The organism is Comamonas sp. (genome assembly GCF_036666375.1).
Taxonomy (GTDB): domain Bacteria; phylum Pseudomonadota; class Gammaproteobacteria; order Burkholderiales; family Burkholderiaceae_C; genus Comamonas.
The window spans coordinates 55020-77394 of record NZ_JAVWWA010000004.1; the positions used below are offsets into that span (position 1 = coordinate 55020).

Annotated in this window: 22 protein-coding genes; 12 read left to right on the forward strand and 10 right to left on the reverse strand. The window is 66.1% G+C overall.

The window, feature by feature from the left end:
* Positions 1-130 precede the first annotated feature (130 nt).
* From RR928_RS01715 to RR928_RS01725, 3 genes are all read right to left on the reverse strand, one after another.
* The gene (locus tag RR928_RS01715) at positions 131-1084 is read right to left on the reverse strand and encodes a branched-chain amino acid ABC transporter permease (protein WP_332537987.1); all 954 of its coding nucleotides are present in this window, start codon (positions 1082-1084) and stop codon (positions 131-133) included.
* Positions 1085-1162: 78 nt separating this feature from the next.
* Positions 1163-2398, reverse strand: coding sequence for a branched-chain amino acid ABC transporter substrate-binding protein (locus RR928_RS01720; RefSeq protein ID WP_332537988.1), 1236 nt, complete (start codon positions 2396-2398; stop codon positions 1163-1165).
* A 317-nt stretch (positions 2399-2715) separates the two neighbouring features.
* The gene (locus tag RR928_RS01725) at positions 2716-4356 is read right to left on the reverse strand and encodes a 3-(methylthio)propionyl-CoA ligase (RefSeq protein WP_332537989.1); all 1641 of its coding nucleotides are present in this window, start codon (positions 4354-4356) and stop codon (positions 2716-2718) included.
* Positions 4357-4504: 148 nt separating this feature from the next.
* Here RR928_RS01725 and RR928_RS01730 point away from each other — a divergent pair, with 148 nt between their 5' ends.
* The 5 genes from RR928_RS01730 (at position 4505) to RR928_RS01750 (ending at position 8149) form a co-directional block, all read left to right on the forward strand.
* Positions 4505-5998, forward strand: coding sequence for a protein adenylyltransferase SelO (locus RR928_RS01730; RefSeq protein ID WP_332548620.1), 1494 nt, complete (start codon positions 4505-4507; stop codon positions 5996-5998).
* Positions 5995-6405 carry a peptide-methionine (R)-S-oxide reductase MsrB gene (msrB, locus tag RR928_RS01735; RefSeq protein WP_332537991.1) on the forward strand — a complete coding sequence of 137 codons (411 nt, stop codon included), beginning with the start codon at positions 5995-5997 and terminating at the stop codon, positions 6403-6405. The genes RR928_RS01730 and msrB overlap by 4 nt, the downstream gene beginning before the upstream one ends.
* Before the next feature lie 58 nt (positions 6406-6463).
* Positions 6464-7021, forward strand: coding sequence for a septation protein A (locus RR928_RS01740; RefSeq protein WP_332681293.1), 558 nt, complete (start codon positions 6464-6466; stop codon positions 7019-7021).
* Positions 7018-7290, forward strand: coding sequence for a BolA family protein (locus tag RR928_RS01745; RefSeq protein ID WP_332537993.1), 273 nt, complete (start codon positions 7018-7020; stop codon positions 7288-7290). Before RR928_RS01740 ends, RR928_RS01745 begins: the two co-directional genes overlap by 4 nt.
* 73 nt (positions 7291-7363) lie before the next feature.
* The gene (locus RR928_RS01750; RefSeq protein WP_332548618.1) at positions 7364-8149 is read left to right on the forward strand and encodes a peptidylprolyl isomerase; all 786 of its coding nucleotides are present in this window, start codon (positions 7364-7366) and stop codon (positions 8147-8149) included.
* A gap of 74 nt (positions 8150-8223) precedes the next feature.
* Here the strand turns inward: RR928_RS01750 and RR928_RS01755 are convergent, their stop codons facing one another.
* Entirely contained in the window at positions 8224-9486 is a 1263-nt protein-coding gene (locus RR928_RS01755; protein ID WP_332548616.1) for an MFS transporter, read from the reverse strand.
* 103 nt (positions 9487-9589) lie between these two features.
* Between RR928_RS01755 and RR928_RS01760 the strand changes: the two genes are divergently transcribed.
* The gene (locus RR928_RS01760; RefSeq protein ID WP_332537996.1) at positions 9590-10378 is read left to right on the forward strand and encodes an SDR family NAD(P)-dependent oxidoreductase; all 789 of its coding nucleotides are present in this window, start codon (positions 9590-9592) and stop codon (positions 10376-10378) included.
* Positions 10379-10403: 25 nt separating this feature from the next.
* On the opposite strand, the gene RR928_RS01765 is transcribed toward RR928_RS01760, so the two are convergent.
* Positions 10404-10643 carry a hypothetical protein gene (locus RR928_RS01765; RefSeq protein WP_332537997.1) on the reverse strand — a complete coding sequence of 80 codons (240 nt, stop codon included), beginning with the start codon at positions 10641-10643 and terminating at the stop codon, positions 10404-10406.
* A 113-nt stretch (positions 10644-10756) separates the two neighbouring features.
* Positions 10757-11200, reverse strand: coding sequence for a hypothetical protein (locus RR928_RS01770; RefSeq protein ID WP_332681296.1), 444 nt, complete (start codon positions 11198-11200; stop codon positions 10757-10759).
* Positions 11201-11960: 760 nt separating this feature from the next.
* Here RR928_RS01770 and RR928_RS01775 point away from each other — a divergent pair.
* Entirely contained in the window at positions 11961-12425 is a 465-nt protein-coding gene (locus RR928_RS01775) for an SH3 domain-containing protein (RefSeq protein ID WP_442881504.1), read from the forward strand.
* 9 nt (positions 12426-12434) lie between these two features.
* Here the strand turns inward: RR928_RS01775 and thiD are convergent, their stop codons facing one another.
* The 3 genes from thiD to RR928_RS01790 form a co-directional block, all read right to left on the reverse strand.
* Positions 12435-13319 (reverse strand): bifunctional hydroxymethylpyrimidine kinase/phosphomethylpyrimidine kinase, encoded by an 885-nt coding sequence (gene thiD, locus RR928_RS01780; RefSeq protein ID WP_332681298.1) that lies wholly within the window; start codon positions 13317-13319, stop codon positions 12435-12437.
* A gap of 62 nt (positions 13320-13381) precedes the next feature.
* On the reverse strand, positions 13382-14185 hold the full coding sequence (gene eutC / locus RR928_RS01785; protein WP_332538000.1) for an ethanolamine ammonia-lyase subunit EutC: 804 nt from the start codon (positions 14183-14185) through the stop codon (positions 13382-13384).
* 11 nt (positions 14186-14196) lie between these two features.
* Complete coding sequence (locus RR928_RS01790) at positions 14197-15597, reverse strand: ethanolamine ammonia-lyase subunit EutB (protein WP_332538001.1); 1401 nt, start codon at positions 15595-15597, stop codon at positions 14197-14199.
* A gap of 325 nt (positions 15598-15922) precedes the next feature.
* Here RR928_RS01790 and RR928_RS01795 point away from each other — a divergent pair, with 325 nt between their 5' ends.
* The 4 genes from RR928_RS01795 to thiE are packed head-to-tail and all read left to right on the forward strand — an operon-like array spanning position 15923 to position 19023.
* A complete protein-coding gene (locus RR928_RS01795; protein ID WP_332548611.1) occupies positions 15923-17014 on the forward strand; it encodes an FAD-dependent oxidoreductase in 1092 nt (363 codons plus the stop codon).
* Positions 17015-17039: 25 nt separating this feature from the next.
* The gene (thiS, locus tag RR928_RS01800; protein ID WP_332538003.1) at positions 17040-17237 is read left to right on the forward strand and encodes a sulfur carrier protein ThiS; all 198 of its coding nucleotides are present in this window, start codon (positions 17040-17042) and stop codon (positions 17235-17237) included.
* Positions 17238-17264: 27 nt separating this feature from the next.
* A complete protein-coding gene (locus RR928_RS01805; RefSeq protein ID WP_332538004.1) occupies positions 17265-18080 on the forward strand; it encodes a thiazole synthase in 816 nt (271 codons plus the stop codon).
* 13 nt (positions 18081-18093) lie between these two features.
* Complete coding sequence (gene thiE / locus RR928_RS01810) at positions 18094-19023, forward strand: thiamine phosphate synthase (RefSeq protein WP_332548609.1); 930 nt, start codon at positions 18094-18096, stop codon at positions 19021-19023.
* Positions 19024-19052: 29 nt separating this feature from the next.
* On the opposite strand, the gene RR928_RS01815 is transcribed toward thiE, so the two are convergent.
* Positions 19053-21413, reverse strand: a complete 2361-nt coding sequence (locus RR928_RS01815) for a hypothetical protein (RefSeq protein ID WP_332681302.1) — start codon at positions 21411-21413, stop codon at positions 19053-19055.
* Positions 21414-21653: 240 nt separating this feature from the next.
* Between RR928_RS01815 and RR928_RS01820 the strand changes: the two genes are divergently transcribed.
* Positions 21654-22373 (forward strand): Crp/Fnr family transcriptional regulator, encoded by a 720-nt coding sequence (locus RR928_RS01820; protein ID WP_332538007.1) that lies wholly within the window; start codon positions 21654-21656, stop codon positions 22371-22373.
* Positions 22374-22375: the final 2 nt, after the last annotated feature.

Below are 22375 nucleotides of genomic sequence, written 5' to 3' on the forward strand. Positions count from 1 at the left end.
CAAACAGCGACCAGACGACAAAGCGGCCGATATTGAGCGGCTTGAAGCGGTAGGCCGGGGGCGCAGCCGCGGGGCGCTGTGGCGCCACGCCGTTGCGGGCCGGCAAGGAGGTCGAAGAAGTGTTCATGGCTCAGTCCTCCCGGGTGCCAAGCAGGCCCTTGGGGCGGAAAATCAGGATCAGCACGAGGAACAGGTACGGCAGGATGGGCGCGACCTGGGAAATCGTCAGCTTGAGCACGGGGTAGCCGAACGTCTGGTCGGTGATCTTCGCGCCCAGCGAGCCGAAGAAATGCACCAGCGAGTAATCCAGCGCGACGGCGAAGCTCTGCACGATGCCGATCAGCAGCGAAGCCAGGAAGGCGCCGGCCAGCGAGCCCATGCCGCCGACCACGACCACCACGAAGATGATCGAACCCACCGACATGGCCATCGCCGGCTCGGTCACATAGGTGTTGCCGCCGATCACGCCGGCCAGGCCGGCAAGCGCGCAGCCGCCGCCGAACACCAGCATGAACACGCGCGGCACGTTGTGGCCCAGCGCCTGCGCCATCTCGGGGTGCTTGAGCGCGGCCTGTATCACCAGGCCGATGCGGGTGCGCGTGAGCATCAGCCACACGGCCAGCAGCATCAGCAGCGCGACCAGCATCACGAACGAGCGCGACTTGGGAAACTGCGTGCCGTAGAGGGTGAACAGCGGGCCTTGCAGCTGCGGCGGCAAGGCATAGGGCACGGTGCCGCGGCCCCAGACCAGCTGCACGATTTCCAGGACCAGATAGGACAGACCGAACGTGACCAGCAGCTCGGGCACATGGCCGAACTTGTGCACGCGGCGCAGGCTGTAGCGTTCGAACAGCGCGCCGAGCGCGCCGACCAGCAGGGGTGCGATGAACAGCGCAGGCCAGAAGCCCACCACGCCGCTGAGCGTATAGGCGAAGTAGGCGCCCAGCATGTAGAAACTGGTGTGGGCGAAGTTGAGCACGCCCATCATGCTGAAGATCAGCGTCAGGCCCGAGCTCAGCATGAACAACAGCAGCCCGTAGCTGACGCCGTTGAGCAGCGAGATCGTCAAAAATTCAGGATTCATCGCAAGACCCAGAGAAAGAACCGGGGAAAAGAAGGGGCCGGCGCGCGGCCCCTTCAGCGTCGCCTCAGACCGCGGAGATCACGAAGGGCGCTTCATGTCGCAGGAAGTCGGCGTGCTCGCCACGTAGGGCTCGTAGTACTTCACGGGCGCCAGCGTGTAGCCGGTGTTTTCCGAGTCCTTGGGGTACTTGGCATCGGTCTTTTCCCAGCGCGTGATGAACAGGCCCTGCTGCAGCTGGTGGTCGTTCTTGCGCATTTCGACTTCGCCATTGAAGCCCTTGAACTTCATGCCTTCCATCGTTGCCGCGACCTTCACCGGATCGGTCGACTTGGCGCGCACGAAAGCCTCGGTGAGCATCGCGTAGGCGTTGTAGACCGAGGCCGTGTACATGTCGTCGTTGAAGCGCTTCTTGAAGTCGGTGACGATGCGACCGATGTCGCCGGGCAGATTCAGGTGGCCATAGCCCACCGCATAGACCTTGCCCGCCGCGCCCGCGCCCATGGCCGTGGGCGCGCCCGTGGCAATCGCGTAATAGGTATAGAACTTGACGTTGTTCAGCCCCGCGTCGTTCGCCGCCTTGATCAGCAGCGCCAGATCGGAGCCCCAGTTGCCGGTGATCACCGAGTCGGCGCCCGATTGCTTGATCTTGGCGATGTAGGGCGAGAAGTCGCGTACCTGGGCCAGCGGCGCCAGATCGTCGCCGACGATCTCCACATCGGGACGCTTGCGCTTGAGCATGTCCTTGGCGTACTTCGACACCTGGTGGCCGTGGGCGTAGTTCTGGTTGATCAGGTAGACCTTCTTCACGTCGGGAAGGTCCTTCATGTAGGTGGTCAGCGCCTCCATCTTCATCGAGGTGTCGGCGTCCAGACGGAAGTGCCAGTAGCTGCACTTGCTGTTCGTCAGGTCGGGGTCGACCGCCGCGTAGTTGAGGTAGACGACCTCCTTGCCCTTGTTGCGCGCATTGTGCTTTTCGAGCGCATCCATGATGGCCAGTGCCGGGCCCGAGCCGTTGCCTTGCACCACGTAGCGCGCGCCCTGGTCCATGGCCGAGCGCAGCGCGCTGGTGGTTTCCTGCGGGCTGAGCTTGTTGTCGATGCCTATCACTTCGAACTTCACGCCCGCGGCGTTCTTCTTGCTGAACTCCTCGGCCAGGAACTGGAAGCTCTTGAGCTGGTTCGAACCCAGCGCCGCCATCAGTCCCGAAAGCGGGTCAAGCCAGGCAATCTTGACCGTCTCCCCCTGCTGGGCCATTGCCCCGCCCGCACTCGCCAGGATCACCGCTGCCGTCACTGCCTTGAAAGCGAACTTCATTGTTTGTCTCCTTATTGGTGGATGAGCAAGTGCAGCGTAGCGGCTTACCTTGGACGTCTGGATGGGGATTGCCCTAGCCGCTATCGCTTAGGTGACTGGGTGCCAACGGTTCGCAAAAAACCGCCGTGCTTGAGAGGTAAAACTACCTGTCGACAGGCAGGCAAAAAGCCCATAAAAAAGCCTGATTCGGAGGAATCAGGCTTCGCCAACAACCGCTCGACGGGCTCAGCACGCCACCCGAACGGATTTACTCACCACGCCCGGAACGCCGTTCGCCCCGAGCCTGTCGAAGGGCCGGTATCTGCCGACCGCGCCGCTCAAAGCCCCGGCAGCTTGTACCCCGCCAATTGCTCGCGCAACCGGGTCTTGAGCATCTTGCCGGTCGCGCCCAGCGGAATCGCGTCGACGAACACCACGTCATCGGGAATCTGCCACTTGGCGGTCTTGCCGTCGAAGAACTGCAGCAGTTCCTCGCGCGTGACCACGGCCTGGGCCTTGAGTGCGACCGCGACGATGGGGCGCTCGTCCCACTTGGGGTGGAACATGCCTATGCAGGCGGCCATGGCCACGGCCGGATGGGCCATGGCGATGTTCTCGATGTCGATCGAGCTGATCCATTCGCCGCCCGACTTGATCACATCCTTGCTGCGGTCGGTGATCTGCATGAAGCCGTCCTCATCGATGGTCGCGACATCGCCCGTGGGAAACCAGCCACGGCCCTGCGCGTCGTAGACCAGCGGACTGCCTTCGCCCTTGAAGTAGCTGTCGATGATCCACGGACCGCGCACCAGCAGGTCGCCATAGCTCTTGCCGTCCCAGGGCTGCTCCTTGCCGTCGCCGTCTACGATCTTCATGTCGACGCCATAGATCGCGCGACCCTGCTTCTGCAGGATCTTCATCTTCTCGGCCTCCGGCAGCGCGAGCTGCTTGTTCTTGAGCGTGCACAGCGTGCCCAGCGGGCTCATCTCGGTCATGCCCCAGGCATGCAGCACCTCGACGCCGAACTCATCCTGGAACGTGCGGATCATTGCGGGCGGGCAGGCCGAGCCGCCGATCACCGTGCGCTTGAGGCTGCTGAACCGCAGTCCGTTGGGCTGCATGTAGCCCAGCAGCATCTGCCAGATCGTGGGCACGCCGGCCGCATAGGTCACGCCTTCGGCTTCCATCAATTCATAGAGCGACTTGCCGTCGAGCGCCGGGCCGGGGAACACCACCTTGGCGCCCGTGAGCGCCGCCGAGTACGGCACGCCCCAGGCGTTGACGTGGAACATGGGCACGACGGGCAGCACGGCGTCGCGCGCGGAAATGCTCATCACATCGGGCAGCGCCGCCGCATAGGCATGCAGCGTGGTCGAGCGGTGGCTGTAGAGCGCGGCCTTGGGATTGCCCGTGGTGCCGCTGGTGTAGCACATGCTCGACGCGGTGTTCTCGTCGAACTGCGGCCAGACATACTCCGAAGACTGCGCGCCTATCCATTCCTCGTAGCTGCTCAGGCCCGGGATGCCGGAGTCCACGGGCAGGCGGTCGGCGTCGCACAGCGCCACCCACTTTTGCACCGTCGGGCACTTGGCATGCACGGCCTGCACCAGCGGCAGGAAAGTCAGGTCGAAACACAGCACCTTGTCTTCGGCATGGCCCACGATCCAGGCAATCTGGTCCGGATGCAGACGCGGGTTGATGGTGTGCAGCACGCGGCCTGCGCCACTGACGCCGAAATACATCTCCATGTGCCGGTAACCGTTCCAGGCCAGGCTCGCGACACGCTCGCCCGGCGCCACGCCCAGGGCCTCGACCGCGTTGGCGAGCTGCTTGGAGCGCGCCGACAGGTCACGGTAGGTGTAGCGGTGGATGTCGCCCTCGACGCGGCGCGAGACGATTTCCGCATCGCCATGATGGCGGGCAGCGAAATCGATCAGCGACGAAATCAGCAACGGTTGGCTCTGCATCAATCCCAGCATGAATGGTCTCCAGATGTATATCGCGCCATCCTACCGCGCGATTTCCGCGCCGCCCATGCGCACTGTCACCAATGTTCCGCGCCGATGGTGCACCCGTGGTAAGGCCTGACGCCGACCCGGAACGGCGCACTGGGCGACAATTGCCACCATGAATCCGAACGACACTGCGCGTCCCGAACCCGCCTCGAGCCCCGACTGGGGCTGGCAGCCCGGCTTTGCCGCGCTGGGCCCGGCCTTCTTCACGCACTTGCAGCCCACGCCCGTGCCCTCGCCCTACTGGGTCGGGGTCAGCGCCCCTGCGGCCCAGGCACTGGGACTGGCGCCCGAGTGGCTCGCCAGCGACGAAGCGCTGCAGGCGTTCAGCGGCAACCAGCTGCTCGCGGACAGCCAGCCGCTGGCTTCGGTCTACAGCGGCCACCAGTTCGGCCTGTGGGCCGGACAGCTGGGCGACGGCCGCGCCATCCTGCTGGGCGAAACCGCGCGCAAGCTCGAAATCCAGCTCAAGGGCGCGGGCCGCACGCCCTACTCGCGCGGCGGCGACGGCCGTGCCGTGCTGCGCTCGAGCATCCGCGAATTCCTCTGCAGCGAAGCCATGCACGCGCTGGGAATCCCGACCACGCGTGCGCTGTGCGTGACCGGCTCGCCGCTGCCCGTGCAGCGCGAGACCACGGAAAGCGCGGCCGTGGTCACGCGCTTCGCACCCAGCTTCATCCGCTTCGGCCACTTCGAACATTTCGCGGCGCGCGACCAGATTCCCGAACTGCGCGCGCTCGCCGACCATGTGATCGACCATCACTACACTGCCTGCCGCGGCGCCAAGAACCCCTACGCCGCGCTGCTGCAGGCGGTGAGCGAGCGCACGGCCGAGCTGCTGGCCCGTTGGCAGGCCGTGGGCTTTTGCCATGGCGTGATGAACACCGACAACATGAGCATTCTGGGCTTGACCATAGACTACGGTCCGTTCCAGTTCCTCGACACCTTCGATCCCGGCCATATCTGCAACCACAGCGACACCCAGGGCCGCTATGCGTTCAACCGCCAGCCCCAGGTCGCCTACTGGAACCTGTTTTGCCTGGCCCAGGCGCTGATGCCGCTGATCGAAGACCAGGAAACCGCGCTCGCGGCGCTTGCCCCCTACAAGACTGTCTACGCGCTCTCGTTTCTCGCGCGCATGCGCGAAAAACTGGGCCTGGTACATCGCCAGGACGACACGCGCCACAGCGAAAGCGACGGCGCGCTGATTGAAGAACTGCTGGGCCTGCTGGCCGCGAGCCGCGTCGACTACACCGTGTTCTGGCTGCGCCTGACCGATGCCGTGGACTCGGGCGATTTCACGCCCGTGCGCGACCTGTTTCTCGACCGCGAAGGCTGGGACGGCTGGCTGCTGGCCTATTCGGAACGGCTGGTGCAAAGCGAAGCCGGCAGCGCCGTCGCGGTGATGCGCACCAGCAATCCGCGCTACGTGCTGCGCAATCATCTGGGCGAACTCGCGATACGCGCAGCCAGCGCCGGCGACTTCAGCGTGCTGCAGCAGTTGCTCCAGGTGCTCGAACGCCCTTACGACATCCACCCCGAACACGCGCAATGGTCCGGATTTGCGCCAGAATGGGCTTCATCCATCGCCATCAGCTGTTCATCATGAGCTTTCCCATACAGAAAACCGACGCCCAGTGGCACGCCGTGCTGCAGGAGAAAGGGGCCGAGCCCGGCGCCTACCAGATCACCCGCCACGCGGCCACCGAGCGGCCGTACAGCGGAAAATACGAGCAGCATTGGGCCGACGGCAGCTACCACTGCATCTGCTGCGGCGCCAAGCTGTTCTCGGCCGACACCAAATTCGACGCGGGCTGCGGCTGGCCCAGCTTTTCGCAGGCCATTCCCGGAACCATTCGCGAAATTGTCGATCACAGCCACGGCATGAGCCGCACCGAAACCGTCTGCGCGCAGTGCGGCGCCCATCTGGGCCATGTGTTCGAAGACGGACCACAGCCCACAGGCCTGCGCTACTGCATGAACTCGGCGTCGCTGGACTTCACGCCCGGCACGTAACGAATCCGGGCCGCTGCAGCAGCGGTCCCTGCCATTTCCCTCTCTGGCCCCCAGCCCCATGAAATTACTGATCGACTTCTTTCCCATCATCCTGTTCTTTGTGGCATTCAAGGTCTGGGGCATTTACACGGCCACAGCGGTGGCGATCGCGGCCACGGTGTTGCAGATCGCGTATCTGCGCGTGCGCAACGGCCGCGTCGAGCCCATGCAATGGGTGAGCCTGGGGGTGATCGTGCTGTTTGGCGGCGCGACGCTGCTCGCCGAAAGCGAGACCTTCATCAAGTGGAAGCCCACGGTGCTGTACTGGCTCATGGGCGGCGCGCTGCTGGTGGGCCAGCTCATCTTCCGCAAGAACCTGCTGCGCTCGGTCATGGGCGCGCAGCTGCAGCTGCCCGAGCCTGTCTGGCTCAAGCTCAACTGGGCCTGGGCGGCGTTCTTTGCCGTGATGGGCGCGCTGAACCTGTGGATCGCCTTCCACTTCGACACCGACACCTGGGTCAACTTCAAGCTGTTCGGCGGCATGGGCCTGATGCTGGTGTTCGTGGTCGCCCAGGCGCTGTACCTGAGCCGCTATCTCAAGGAAGACGCCGACGCCGCGGCCAAGGAACTGCCATGAGCGCCCTGCCCCCCATCAGCGCCGACGCCATGGCCGCTGCGCTGCGCGCGCAGCTGGCACCCACGCAGCTTGAAGTCATCGATGAAAGCAGCCAGCATGCAGGCCATGTGGGCGCCAACGACACCGGCTTTGGCACCCATTTCCGGGTGCGCATTGCGGCCCCCGGATTTGCCGCCAAATCGCGCGTGGCACGCCATCGCCTTGTGTATGATGCGCTGCAAGACTTCATTGACCAGGGTGTTCATGCCATCGCCATTGAAGTGCTTTGACTACATGCATGCCTGTTGAGGCATGGCAACGTTGAACACTGAAACGTACCTCTTTTTTCTTTCGGAATTTCGCATGAATAAACAGTTCTTGTCCAGCCTGGTGACGGCTGCCGTTTTGGGTGGTGCTGCCCTGGGCGCTTCGGCGCAAAATCTGGCCGTCGTCAACGGCAAACCCGTTCCCAAGGAACGCGTGGAAATCCTCAAGAAGCAGATCGAGCGCTCGGGTCGTCCCATCTCCCCGGAAATCGAAGGCCAGATCAAGGAAGAAGTCATCGCCCGCGAAATCTTCCAGCAGGAAGCCAGCCGCCTGGGCCTGGAAGCTTCGCCCGCATACAAGACGCAAATGGAACTCGCGCGCCAGTCCGTGTTGATCAACGCGCTGTTCGAAGACTTCAAGTCCAAGAACCCGGTGACCGACGCAGAAATCAAGGCCGAGTACGACAAGTTCGTCGCCGCCAACCAGGGCCAGGAATACCGCGCCAGCCACATCCTGGTGCCCACCGAAAACGAAGCCAAGGCCATCATTGCCTCGCTGAAGAAGGGTGGCAATTTCGCCGAGATCGCCAAGAAGCAATCCAAGGATCCGGGATCGGGCGCGCGCGGCGGCGATCTGGACTGGGCCAATGCCAACAGCTATGTGCCCGAGTTCACGCAAGCCATGATCAAGCTGCAAAAAGGCAGCTACACCCAGACTCCGGTCAAGAGCCAGTTCGGCTACCACGTGATCCGCCTGGACGACACGCGCCAGGCCGAGCTGCCCAAGCTCGAAGACGTCAAGCCACAGGTTGCCCAGCAACTGGAACAGCAAAAGGTGATCCAGTTCCAGGAAAGCCTGCGCGCCAAGGCCAAGGTCGAGTAAACGCGACCAACGCCTGCGTTGAATACAAGAAAAGCGGCCCAGGCCGCTTTTTTTGTTTCTGCCGCAAGCTTTTCTCAGACTGCAGCGAGACGGGCGGGACGCGCCTCGCGAATCGGCAGATGGATCAGCGCCGCGCCCGCGGCCAGCGCAATGTCAACATACCAGACCCAGTCATAGCTGCCCGTGGCCTGGAAGACCTGGCCGCCGAGAAAAGCGCCGAAGAAGCCGCCAATCTGGTGGGCCAGCATCAGCACGCCGAACAGCATCGCCATGTTCGCCGGTCCGAACATCTTCGCCACCAGCCCTGCCGTGGGCGGCACCGTCGACAGAAACGTCACCCCCATCACCGCGGCAAAGACCAGCACCACGGCCGGCGTCTTGGGCGCGAGCACGAAGGCCAGAACGGCCAGGCCGCGCGCCGCATAGAGCAGCGACAGCAGCGACTTCATGCGCCAGCGCCCCACGGCCCAGCCCATGGCCAGGCTGCCCACGATGTTGAACAGGCCGATCAGGGCCAGCGCCCAGCCGGCAATCGCCGGCGGCATGCCGCAGCTCTCGATCACTCCGGGCAGATGCGTGGCGAGAAAGGCGATATGGAAACCGCAGACCATGAAGCCCGCCGCGAGCAGGCCGTAGCTGGGCGTGGCGACTGCGCGCGCCAGCGCCTGGCGCGCGCTGAGCACGGCCACGCCCGATGCACTCGCGGCGGCCGCGGCAATGGCATTGGAATTGCCTTTGAGTATCCACGCCGCCGGCAGCGCCAGCAGCACCAGCACGCCCATCCACTGCATGGAAGCCGCCCAGCCCAGCGAGGCCGTCAAACCCATGGCCACCGGCGCCAGCGCGAACTGTCCGAACGATCCACCCGCATTGACAATGCCCGTGGCCATGCCACGCCGCGCCGCCGGCACCATGCGCGTGCTTGCGGCCATCAGCACCGACGGCCCGGCCATGCCCGCGCCGCCCGCGGCCAGCACACCTATGGCCAGGATCAGCCCCCAGGTGGTGGTCATCAGCGGCGTGATCACCGTGCCGATGGCGATCAGCACCATGCCCGCGATCAGCACGCGCGCCGTGCCCACGCGGTCGGCGATCGCACCCGCGAAAGGCTGGGTCAGCCCCCACCACAGCTGGCCGAACGCGAATGCCAGGCTGATGTTGGCGACGCCCAGGCCCGTGGACGTATTCACCGAAGACAGGTACAGGCCCATGGTCTGGCGCACGCCCATGGTGAGCGCGAACGTGCCGGCCGCGGCAAGCAGCACCAGCCATAGCGCATAAGTCGCCTTGGCGGTTGCGGGATCGGCTGGGAGAGGAGTTTTGGAAGTGGGCTGCATTGCGGGGCTCCGTTTTCGCATATGATTGCATATACAATTATTGTAGCTGCAAATGTATCACAGCCGAGACAGCTCTTTTCCCCTGTTTTTCAAGGAAGCAACCATGACCTCCACACCCACCGTTCTGATCACCGGCGCCTCCAGCGGCATAGGCGCAACCTATGCAGAGCGCTTTGCCCGCCGCGGCCATGATCTGGTGCTCGTTGCGCGCGACAAGACCCGCCTCGATGCGCTGGCCAAACGTCTGCAGGAAGAACATGGCGTTACCGCGGCCGTGCTGCAAGCCGACCTGACCGAGTCCGCCGATCTGGCCGCTGTCGAGGCGCGGCTGCGCGAGGACGCGCGCATAGGCATCCTGATCAACAATGCGGGAATGGCCCAGACGGGCAGCTTCTTGCAGCAGACCGGCGAAAGCATCGAGCGCCTGGTCACGCTCAACACCACGGCGCCAGCGCGCCTGGCGGCCGCGGTCGCGCCGCGCTTTGCGCAGGCCGGCACGGGCACCATCGTCAACATCGGGTCGGTGGTGGGCTTTGCGCCGGAGCTGGGAATGACGGTCTACGGCGCGACCAAGGCCTTTGTGCTGTTCCTGTCGCAAGGGCTGCACATGGAACTCGCACCCAAGGGCGTCTATGTGCAGGCGGTGCTGCCCGCGGCGACGCGCACCGAAATCTGGCAGCGCTCAGGCATCGACATCAACGCCCTGCCCGAAGTCATGGAAGTCGGCGAGCTCGTCGATGCGGCCCTGGCGGGCTTCGACCGCCGCGAGCTGGTCACGATTCCGCCGCTGCATGTCGCGGCGCGCTGGGATGCGCTGGACGGCGCGCGCCAGGGCCTGATGTCGGATATCCGGCAGGCGCACGCAGCCGAGCGCTACCTGACCCCGGCGTGAGGCGCGCGCGGCGCGCAGCCAGGCTTCAGGGCCGCGGAATGTCGGCCCACTTGCGCAGGCCGTCGGTGCCGGCCGCGGCGCGCGCCAGCAGGATGCCGGCCAGCGTGGCATGCAGCACCGCGCGACCGCGGCCCTGCGCGCGCAGCGCGCACAGCACCAGACCCAGGCCCGCGGCCGCGGTGAGGCAATGCTCGTACGGTGCGCTTGCGCGCGCATCGTCATAGGCAATCATTTCGTGCACGCAGTCCTTGACGCTGTTTTCCATGGCCATTCTCCTTGGGCTGATGACTAGGCCTTCAAGTTAATCGCCCAGGCGCCGCGGCCGGGCCGGCGCGCAGGCCGCGCAAGCGTAGTCCATGCGCACAGCGCATGCGCTGGCTACATTTTGGATAATGATGATTCGGACGATGGAACTGCCGCGCATTGCACGGCATTGGCAAAACCCTCGCCTTGCGATTCGGTTTTGGCAGCGTGGAAAACGGGTTGCGCCGAATTGAGCGCGAACAGAATGCGGTCTTCGCGCGTGCCTCCCAGGCGCTGAATCACGATGGCGCCATCGTCATGGATGTAAATGCGCAACTGCGGCGCCCTGGGGCTTTGCCAATAGCAGGGGTTGCTGTCGAGGCAATGCCAGTTATTTTCCGCCGACATCTGGGTGTGCAGCAAGCCATCCAGATAAGCCTGGTCGTCGTGGTAGTTGGATTCGACCGCGTGCCAGTGCGCGAGCAGGCTGCTGTAAGCCTGCTGCCGCGAAGTGCAAGGCGCCATGTTTTCTATGCGCTTGAGAAAAGCGACTGCACGGCGCTCAAACTCGTAAAACAAGCTGACCTCCTTGAATGTAAGCCGAGTTCGTCCGAGTTGGTTACGAATAGTCGTCAATATGCTATTTCTAACAGATTCTCAGGAGGGCTGTCGAGCAACGTGGGCGTAAGTTTCATACAGTTTCATTTGTGGCTTGCTATTCTCAGAATACCTAGCATTGTTTGCAATATCTGCACTGCGTTTCATCAAGCCAGCAAGGAAATTCCATGCACCGACCGCAACCTGTCGATCCACCCACATCCCCCTCGGTTCCCACCGAATCTCCTGGAGAGATGCCGATTGGCGATCCTCCACCAAGCCCGGCCACGGCACCGCCCATCAAAGACCCTCGACCCGAGCGTGAAGCGGGCTGAGCCAGGCTGGAGATGAACGCATCAGGGCAATGCCTGTGGCGCGGCTGACGAGATAACGTAAAAGTCATTTCCAACGGCAAGTCGCTGCCCCGCCTTTCACGCGCGCGCGCGCATGGCGTCCAAAAAGGCATGCTGCAGCTGGATGCAATCCTGGCTGGCGGTGCGGCGATGCAACAGACAGCGCGGCGAAAGCCGCTTCATCGCCCCACCCTTCGCGTAGGAGTGCTAGCTAAATTGATAGCAACGAAACTTTATAGAATGGACCTATCAATCCTAAATTAACTGAACTTCTCATTTGCAGCAATGATTTCTAGCTCTCTTTTTTGATTTTTCCTGGAACTTCGCGTTCAGGCATGGACTCAGACAGGCTTTTTCCACCCCTGACCTATCTGATTGGAGCTGCTCCCGTGCTGTCTTTGACCCGCCGTTTCTCGCATTTCATCGCCGCTGCCAGCCTTGCACTGGGCGCGCTCGCGCCCGCCGCAGCCAGCGCCGCCGAATTCGTCAGCATCAAAGGTTCCACGGTGAACGTGCGCGAGAAACCGAACACCCGCTCCGATACGCTGTGGGAGCTGGGCCGGGGCTATCCGCTGCAGGTCACGCAGCGCCAGGGCAAGTGGCTCAAGGTGCGCGACTTCGAATCCACCCTGGGCTGGGTGCATGCCCCGCTCACGGCCAAGACGCCGCACATGGTGATCACCGCGCGCACGGCCAACATGCGCTCGGGCCCGGGCACGAAGTTCAAGCGCGTCGCCACGCTGGAGCAGCATGAAGTCGTGCGCACGGTCAAGAAATCGGGACGCTGGGCCCAGGTACGGCGCGAAAATGGCCAGCAGGGCTGGATCGCAAAGAGCCTTGGCTGGGGCTGGTAAAACCGGCGCTCAGCCGCGCACAATGACCTGCGCGCGCGGCGCATAGCCGTGATTCAGCGGTCCATGACCGCTGCCGGTGCGCACATCGGCGCCCGCGGCGATCGCGCCCAGAATGTAGCTGCGCGCGCGCGCCACCGCATCGGGCAGCGCCGCGCCCGATGCCAGTTCGGCCGCAATCGCCGACGACAGCGTGCATCCCGTGCCATGGCCGTTGTGCGTCACGATGCGCGCCGATTCCAGCCGGTGGCTCACGCCATCGGCGTCGACCAGCAGATCGACCACCCAATCGCCGGGCAGATGTCCGCCCTTGAGCAGCACGGCCGGCGCGCCCAGCGCCAGCAATTGGCGCGCCGCGGCGTCCAGCGCCTCGATACCGGCAATGGGCTGACCCAGCAACCAGCCGGCTTCGTCGAGGTTGGGCGTGATCAGCTCGACCAGCGGAAACAGCTCGCGCACCAGCGCATCGGCGGTCTCGGCAGCGACCAGGCGGTCGCCGCTGGTGGCCACCATCACGGGATCGAGCACCACATGGGGCAGCTGGTAGCTGCGTATCGCGTCGGCCACCACGCGCACGGTCTCGGGCGTGGCGAGCATGCCGATCTTGACGGCGTCCACGCCTATGTCCTGCACCACAGCATCGATCTGCGCCTTGAGGATGTCGCCGGGAACGGCGTGGATGGCACGCACGCCGCAGGTGTTCTGCGCGGTGATCGCGGCAATCGCCGTCATGCCGAAGCAGCCGAGCGCGCTGAAGGTCTTGAGATCGGCTTGAATGCCCGCGCCGCCACCGCTGTCGGAGCCGGCAATGGAGAGCACGCGCAGGTAGCGCGCAGGGGCCGAAGCTGGCAGGTTGGAGGCGGCCTGGGCGGATTGCGCCGAATGAGGGATTGTCATGGGAAAATTATGGCGCATCCGGCGCCCTTCCCGTCCCAAACCAAGGGCCGTGTCGCCGCGGGCTATTCGCGCCGCGCCAGCGTGAAATCAGACGCTTCGTCCTGTTCGATCCGCCGCAACGGCGCGCTTTCGTCCTTGAGCGCCACACCCGTGCGTTCGCCGGCGCGCGCCGCGCGCAGCAGCCAGGCGGCACGCCGCGCGGCCTCGGGGTAGTCCTGGCCTTCGGGCCGCACATTTGAAATGCAGTTGCGCTCGGCGTCGCTGCGCCCGCGCCGCGGCGCCCAGGTCAGGTAGATGCCCATGCTGTCGGGCGAGCTCAGGCCCGGGCGTTCACCGATCAGCACCATCACCATGCGCGCGCCCAGCCGCTCGCCTATGTCGTCGCCTATCGCTACGCGGCCCTGCTGGGCCAATACCGCAGGCGTCAGGTGCCACGCCGGTGCATCGGCCTGCAGCTCGCCGAGCAAGGCCGCCAGAAACGGCGCCGCATGCCGCTCCACCGCCAGCGCCGACAGGCCGTCGGCGACGACGATGGCCAGATCGGGCGGCGCGCCGCGCTCGGCCTGCAGCGCCTGGGCCGAGGCGTCATCGAGTTCGCGCCCCCAATCGGGGCGCTGCAGGTAGCTCGCGCGATCGGGCGCGGCGCTGTGCGCAACCAGCGTGGGCACCCCCAGCGCCTCGATGGCGCCGGCGGTCAGGCGCATGTCCAGCGACCGGTGCACGGCGTCGCGCGCCTGCGCATGCGCCAGTTGGAAGGCCAGCTGCTGCGCGGTAGGAATGCTGATGCCGCTGCGCCCCAGCGCGATGCGCGCCGGCGTGTGGCGGCGCAGTTGTTCCCAGGGGTTGGCGGTGACGGCGCTGTCCATGCGGTTCTCCTTCATGTCAGCAGATGCGCAAACGGGCCGTGGCGCACATCCGCGAGCCGCGCCTGCGCGCCGGGCACGAAGATGCCCGAGCGCTCCAGCCAGGCCTCGAACTCGGGCGCGGGGCGCAGCCCGAGCACGCGGCGCGCATAGAGCGCGTCGTGGAACGACGTGGTCTGGTAGTTGAGCATCACGTCGTCCGAGCCCGGAATGCCCATCACGAAGGTGCAGCCCGCGACGCCCAGCAGCGTCAGCAGCACGTCCATATCGTTCTGGTCGGCCTGCGCATGATTGGTGTAGCAGATGTCGCAGCCCATGGGCAGGCCCAGCAGCTTGCCGCAGAAGTGGTCCTCGAGACCGGCGCGGATGATCTGCTTGCCGTCAAACAGATATTCTGGCCCGATGAAGCCGACCACGGTGTTGACGAGCAGCGGATTGAAATGCCGCGCCACCGCATAGGCGCGCGCCTCTATGGTCTGCTGGTCGCAGCCGTGGTGCGCATTGGCCGACAGCGCACTGCCCTGGCCGGTCTCGAAATACATCACGTTGGCCCCGCGCTGGCCGTCCGCGAACAGGCTGCCGCGCTGCAGCGACAGCGCGGCAGCGTGGGCTTCGGCCAGCAGCGCCAGGTCTATGCCGAAGCTGCGGTTCGCGGCCTCGGTGCCGGCAATCGACTGGAACACCAGATCGACGGGCGCGCCGCGCTCCATCGCCTGCAAGGTGTTGGTCACATGCGTGAGCACGCAGGACTGCGTGGGAATGCCGTACTGCTGTATCACCGCGTCGAGCATTTCAAGCAGGCGCATGACCTGGGGAACATTGTCGCTCGCCGGGTTGATGCCTATCGTCGCGTCGCCCGAGCCGTACATCAGGCCGTCAAGCACGCTGGCAGCAACGCCGGCCGCGGCGTCGGTCGGGTGGTTGGGCTGCAGCCGCGTCGACAAGCGCCCGCTCAGGCCTATGGTGTTGCGAAAGCGCGTGGTGACCTGGCATTTGCGCGCGACCTGGATCAGGTCCTGGTTGCGCATCAGCTTGGAGACCGCGGCCACCATTTCGGGCGTGAGGCCGGGCGCGAGCGCCGTCAGCACGGCGCCGTCGACCGCATCCGACAGCAGCCAGTCGCGCAAGCCGCCCACGTCCATTCCGGCCACGGGCGCAAACGCGGCCGCGTCGTGGCCGTCGATGATCAGCCGCGTGACTTCATCGGACTCGTAGGGAACCAACGCTTCCTGCAGGAATTGCGCCAGCGGCACCTGGGCCAGCGCCATCTGCGCCGCGACGCGCTCCTCGGCCGACTGCGCGGCCAGGCCCGCGAGCTGATCGCCCGAGCGCTCGGGCGAAGCGCGCGCGAGCAACTGCGCGAGGCTGTCGAAGACATGGCGGCGCACGCCTATGGTCTGGTGGTAAACGGGCATTTGAACTTCGGTTTGTCAGCGGTTGGACCCATTCTGGCCCTCCTGCGCGCCAGCGCAACTCCTGCCCTGCCGCCGGGGTCGCGCCGCTTGTGCTGTAATTCGACTTCAACGGACGAAACAGGGGTGTCCCATTGCCGGCCAGGTTGCCCAGCGCAGCCATGACCGCGATGCGCGACTGAGAAACACCCTGGGGCACCCAACCGCAGCCTGTGCTGCCGCCCCGCTACCCGATCCAGGTCATACTGGCGTGGGGAGTTTCCTGCAAAGCGTGGTCACGCCTTTTTTGTCCCTGCCGTATTGACGGGACTTATCGACGGGATTTCCCATGCCTTGCCTACAACCTTCCTCGCGCATCGCCATTCTGGGCGCGGGTCTCATGGGCCGATTGCTGGCCTGCTCGCTCGCACGCCAGGGCCACCAGATTGCGCTCTACGACGCCCATGGCCCGCAGGCCGATGGCGCGGCCGCGCGCGTCGCCGCGGCCATGCTCGCGCCGCTGGCCGAGTCGGCCGTGACCGAACCGGGCGTGGTGCGCATGGGCCAGCACGCGCTGGGCCGCTGGCCGCAGATCATTGCCGAACTCGACGGCCATGTGTACTTCCAGCAGAACGGCACGCTGGTGCTGTGGCACCGCCAGGATGCCAGCGACGCCCAGCGCCTGTGCGCGCTGTTCGAGAAGAACCGGCGCATCAACGACTCCCTGCCCGCGCTGCAGACGCTGTCGGGCCAGGACTTGCACGCGATCGAGCCCGCGACCACCCAGCGCTTCACGCAAGGCGTGTACCTGCAGGGCGAAGGCCAGCTCGACAACCGCCAGCTGCTGGCCGCGCTGCTGGCCACGCTGGAGCGCCTGGGCGTGCAAATGCATTGGGAAACGCCCAAGGAACTGAGCGACTTCGCGCCCGGCCAGCCGGGCCAGCCCGACTGGGTGCTCGACTGCCGCGGCCTGGGCGCGCGCACGGCCTGGCCGCAGCTGCGTGGCGTGCGCGGCGAAGTGGTGCGCGTGCATGCGCCTGAAGTCACGCTGCAGCGGCCCACGCGGCTGGTGCATCCACGCTATCCGCTGTACATCGCGCCCAAGGAAGACCATCTGTTCGTGATCGGCGCGACCGAGATCGAGTCCGACGACATGTCGCCCGCGAGCGTGCGCTCCACGCTGGAGCTGCTGAGCGCGGCCTATACCGTGCACTCTGGCTTTGCCGAAGCGCGCATCGTCGAGATCGCCAGCCAGTGCCGCCCCACGCTGCCCGACAATCTGCCCGCCGTGCGCCGGCTGTCGCAGCGCGTGCTCGAAGTCAACGGTCTGTACCGCCACGGCTTCATGATTTCTCCGGCGCTGCTCGACGTGGTGCTGGAACTGCTGACCACGGGTGACTCCGCCTTGGCGCGGCGCTTCGACGTGCCCGTGCACCAGTGAGTCCCCTCCTGCCGGAAACTGCCCCATGAACATTCTTCTGAACCAACAGCCGCTGGCCCTGCCCGAGGGCGCGAGCCTGGCCGAGGCCCTGGCGCTGCAGGCGCTGCGCCCGCCCTATGCCGTTGCCGTCAACACCCAGTTCGTGCCGCGCGCGCAATACGCCGCGCGGCCGCTGCAAGACGGCGACCGCGTCGAAGTCGTGTCGCCCGTGACCGGCGGCTGATCCACTGAATTCACCGAGTTTGCCAAGATGAACACCACCACTTCCTCCGACAGCGATCCACTGGTCCTTTACGGCCAGACCTTCCACAGCCGCCTGCTGCTGGGCACGTCGCGCTATCCTTCGCCGGCCGTGCTCGAAGCCGCAGTGAAGCGCTCGCGCCCCGCCATGCTCACGGCCTCGCTGCGCCGCCAGGGCAGCCAGGCCGCCGAGACCGGCGCAGGCTTCTGGGACATGCTGCGCCGCCTGGACGTGCCCGTGCTGCCCAATACCGCGGGCTGCCTGAGCATCCAGGAAGCCGTGACCACGGCGCAGATGGCGCGCGAAGTGTTCGACACGCCCTGGATCAAGCTCGAACTGATAGGCGACGACTACACGCTGCAGCCCGATACGCTCAATCTGGTCGAAGCCGCATCCATCCTGATCAAGGACGGCTTCCAGGTGCTGCCTTACTGCACCGAAGATCTGGTGCTGTGCCAGCGCCTGGTCGATGTCGGCTGCCAGGCCGTGATGCCCTGGGCCGCGCCCATAGGCACGGGCCGCGGCCCGGTCAATCCCTATGCGCTGCAGACACTGCGCGAGCGCCTCACGGTGCCGATGATCGTCGACGCCGGCCTGGGCCGGCCTTCGCATGCCTGCCAGGTGATGGAATGGGGATTCGACGGCGTGCTGCTCAACACCGCCGTGGCGCTGTCGCAGGATCCGGTGGCCATGGCCGGTGCGTTTGCCGACGCCACGCATGCAGGCCGCGCGGCCTGGCATGCGGGCGCGATGGCCGAGCAGCAGTCGGCCCAGCCCAGCACTCCGGTGCTGGGAACGCCGTTCTGGCACCACGACGGCCCCTGAAGCAGGAGACGCAATGACCACCACCGACACCGCCGCCCTGGCGCAATCGATTCTGGACCACCACGCCGCGGCGTTCGCGCCCGAAGGCAGCGACCGCAGCGCGCTGCCGCCCCAGCCCGTGCCGCCCGCCACGCGCAGCGAGCCCGCGTATCTCGCGGCGCTGCAGGCCTGCTCGCAGCTGGGCTTTATCGCCGTGGACGCCGAATGCCTGGCGCGCGCCTGGCAGGCGCAGACCGAGCGCACGGGGCAGTTCGACGCCGCGCACTGGCCCGATGACGGACGCGACTTCGGCCTGATTGCGGCCGACGCCGCCCTGCCCCCGGCGTTTGCAGCCTGCCCGCGGTCGCTGGGCCTGTACGCCGTGCTGCCCGACGCGCAATGGGTGGGCCGCATGGCGCGCGCCGGCGTACCCACGGTGCAACTGCGCTTCAAATCGGAAGATGCCCAGGCGATCACGCGTGAAGTCCAGGCTGCCGTGGCGGCTGTGCAGGGCACGGACGCATTGCTGTTCATCAACGACCACTGGCAGGCGGCGCTCGACGCCGGCGCCTATGGCGTGCATGTGGGCCAGGAAGACCTGGACGCCCTGCCGGCCGCCGCGCTCGATGCGATGCGCGCGGCCGGCGTTCGCCTGGGCGTCAGCACCCATGGCTACGCAGAGATGGTGCGGGCCCAGGCAGTGCGCCCCAGCTACATCGCGCTGGGCGCGGTGTTTCCGACCACGCTCAAGCGCATGGCGACCGCGCCGCAGGGCGTGGCGCGGCTCGCGGCCTATGTGCGCTTGATGCGCCAATACCCGCTGGTGGCGATTGGCGGCATCAGCGCCGAGCAGTTTCCCGAAGTGCTGGCCACGGGCGCGGGCTCGATCGCCGTGGTGCGCGCGCTGGTCAACGCGCCGGACCCCGAAGCCCAGGCGCAGGCATTGCAGGCCGCCTGGCGCTGAAACCAGCGGCGGTCACGGCGGCCGCCGCTTCAGCCCGGACCGTTGCCGGCTTCGGGCTTGTCCTTCTTGTCTTCGTCCACCACAGGCTTGGCGATCACCCGGTCGGTGCGCGCCGCGTTCCAGGCAGAGAAGATGCTGTCGGGCGATGACTCCTCTTCCCAGGGCGTGAGCTCCAGGTCTGCAGGCAGCGACTGCTTGGGGTCCATGGCATTGAAGCCCACGCTCTGGTCCACGGGCGAGCCAACGATGGGCCGCTTGGGAAACTCCTCCAGATCGAAAGGCAAGGGCTCGACGGCCGGCAGATCCAGCGGCTGCCAGCGGCCTACATCGCTCAGGTCGATGTCGAGCAGCGACGACGCCGCGGGCGCATCTGCGCCGGCCGCGTCCGGGCTCAACGGCTCGGCGCGTGCGAAAGGACCTTCGGGCACATCGAAGCGCGAAGGGATCTCCAGCGACAGCTCGGGAGTTTCCAGCGCTTCGGGCAGCGGCACCAGCGGAGGTGCGGACGCATGCGAGCGGTCCAGCGTCGCCCAGGGCTGCTCGACTGGCGCCGCGACTGCGCCCGCTGCGGGCACTGCGGCTGCCGCGGCCAGCGCGGTCGCCGTCACCGATGCCGGCGGCGTATCGTCGGGGGCCACTGCGGGCGTGGTGCGCACCCGGCCCGCGGTCTCGCCGCGCGCGCGCGCCGGCGTGGTGCGCGCCACGGCCTGCAGCAGCAGCAGATCATCAAACGCTTCGAGGTCGAACAGCAGGTCCTGGCCCGGCTGGCGGAACAGATAGCTTTCGAGCAGATCGCCGACCTCCTCGGTAGGCCACAGCGCCTCGATGTTGGCGAGCAAATCCGGGTAATGCGCCAGCGAGCGGCCACGCTGGGCGAACTGCGCCATTTCCGGCACGCGCGCCGCAAAGTGCTGCTCGAACTGCCGGCGCAGCTCCTCGTATTCGGTCTTGCGGCTGAGCTGATAGAACAGCCCCAGCAACTCGAGATAAGCCAGCGGCGACGAGTCTTCATGCTCGGCAATGTGCTTGCGCATCACGGCAATCGCCTGTTCGTACTCGCCCACCGAGGTGAAGAATTCGGCCTGCTGGCGCACGTCGAACAGCTCCTCGGGCTTGACCACGGCGCGCGGCTTTTGCTGCGCCAACGCCGCTGCATCGGCGCTTGCCGAAGCGCCGAATGCGGAAAGACCGAATTCGGTCGTGATCTCGTCCTGGCGCACATCGACGGCCGCGACCGGCGGCGTGGCAGCGCTGGCGGCCGGGGCAACGAACGGCACGGCGCTGCCGAAAGCCGTGTCGCCAGCGGCGGCGTCAGGCATCGCGGCCACGTAGCCATCACCGGAATCGCGCCAACTGTTCGCGGCCGCCTGCGTCAGGTTGCGCAGGCGCAGCAGCAGCCAGGCCAGCAGCGCGAGCGCGATCGCCAGCGCGGCCAGCAGCGGCAAGGTCCAGGGACTGCCCTGTTCCTTTTCGGCCTGCAAGGCCTCGAGCTGGGTGCTGATGCGCGCCAGGCTCGCGTTCTGGCTGGCCTCGCGCGCCTTCATGGACTGGATCTGGGTTTCAAGCGCCAGCACGCGCTGATCCGCCTCCGGAGCAACCGCAGGCAATGTGACATCGGGCACGGCCGCAACACCTTCTGCAGCGGGCGCTGCCGGGGCACCAGGCACGGTGAGGGCCGCCGCGCCGGCAGCGGGTGCGGTCCAGTTTTCGACCGGCTCCATGCGCAGGCGCGAGTCGATGCGCAGACGCGGCTCCATGCGCAGGCCTGATTCGCCCGCGGCGGCGACGGTCGGTGCAGGCGCGGCCGGGGCCTTGCTGGGTTTGGGTGCGGGCTTGCGCGGACGTGGCTCGGCGGGGGCCTGGGGAGGATTCGCGCTGGCCGTGGGCCGGCTTGCGGGCTCGGCGCGGCGGGCTGGGGCGGACGCACGCGCACGCTCCGCAGGCGGTGCAATGGCGGGCGGTGGCGACAGCTCGCTCAACTGCCTGATATCGAGCGCCGCGCCGCTGGCGGCCACCGTTTCGGGCAATTCGGCAAAAAATGTATAGCTGCGCGAAGTCTGGCCCTGGCAGCCGGCCGACAGCTTGACCACGACCACGGGCTCGTCGATGACGACAGAGGCGCGCACCCGTACCGAGGCCGGCAGGCCGGCGCGGCGTGCCAAGGGCGTGATGTTCACGCGGCTGGCGTCGATGCGCCGCTCGCCCAGCAGCACATCGGCGCGCACGCAGGAAGAAGCGGCATCCATATCGGCGTCCGGTTGCCACTGGAACACCAGATCCAGCGGCGCGCCCAACACCACCTGGCCCTGGCTCTGTCCCAGAGACAGTGCTGACGCGGTCAATGACAGCGCGAACAGCCCAACCCCTCCGAACGTATAACAAATTTTCACAAGCAGCTCCCCCTGGGTGAATTTTGGCATACAAGGCTCGAAAGCCACACGGGGCGGCGGTTTTGGGCCATTTTTCCACGGCGCATGAGCGCGTGCTCGACCCCCGGGGTTTTCCCTTGGAATGCGCGCACCCCACCCGCGGCGCAGACACCCATGCGACAAGCAGGCGAAACCACTGCTGCGCGAGGCCGGTCCCGCACGCGACAATGGGCCGGTCATCAGTCACGGAAAAGACAGGCCATGGACGACCCGATTCTTACTATCGAAGAACGTGAAGCGATCAACTCAGGTCGCTGGTTTACGTCTCTTTCTCCTTCACTCAGGCACGACATACTTCGATGCGCATATGTCAAACGTTACAAGGACGGCACGCTGATCTGCGCACGCGGCGAGCCGCCCGAGGAGTGGATCGCCTGCGCCAAGGGCGCGGTGCGCGTGAGCTCCACCTCGATCTCGGGCAAGCTGATCACCTTGACCTATGTGGAGCCGGGCATCTGGTTCGGCGATGTCGCGATCTTCGACGGCGACCGGCGCACCCACGATGCCTATGCGCACGGCGAGACCACTATCCTGTGCGTTTCCAAGGCCGACTTCAAGAAGATTCTCGCCACCCACGCCGAATTCTCCGAAGCGATGCTGCGCCTGCACGCGCGGCGCATACGCCAGCTCTACGGCCTGGTGGAAGACCTCAACACGCTGCCGCTGCGCGCGCGCCTGGCCAAGCAGCTGCTGCACCTGGTGCGCAGCTACGGCGTGCCCAGCCTGTCCGATGGACAGGAAATCCGCATCGGCCTGCAATTGGCACAGGAAGAACTGGCACAGCTGCTGGGCGCCTCGCGCCAGCGCGTGAACCAGGAGCTCAAGGCCATGGAGCGCGAAGACATCATCCGCATCGAGCCGGGCGGCCTGGTCGTGCGCGACCGGCCCACGCTGCTGCGCATCGCGGAATCCGACCACTGACG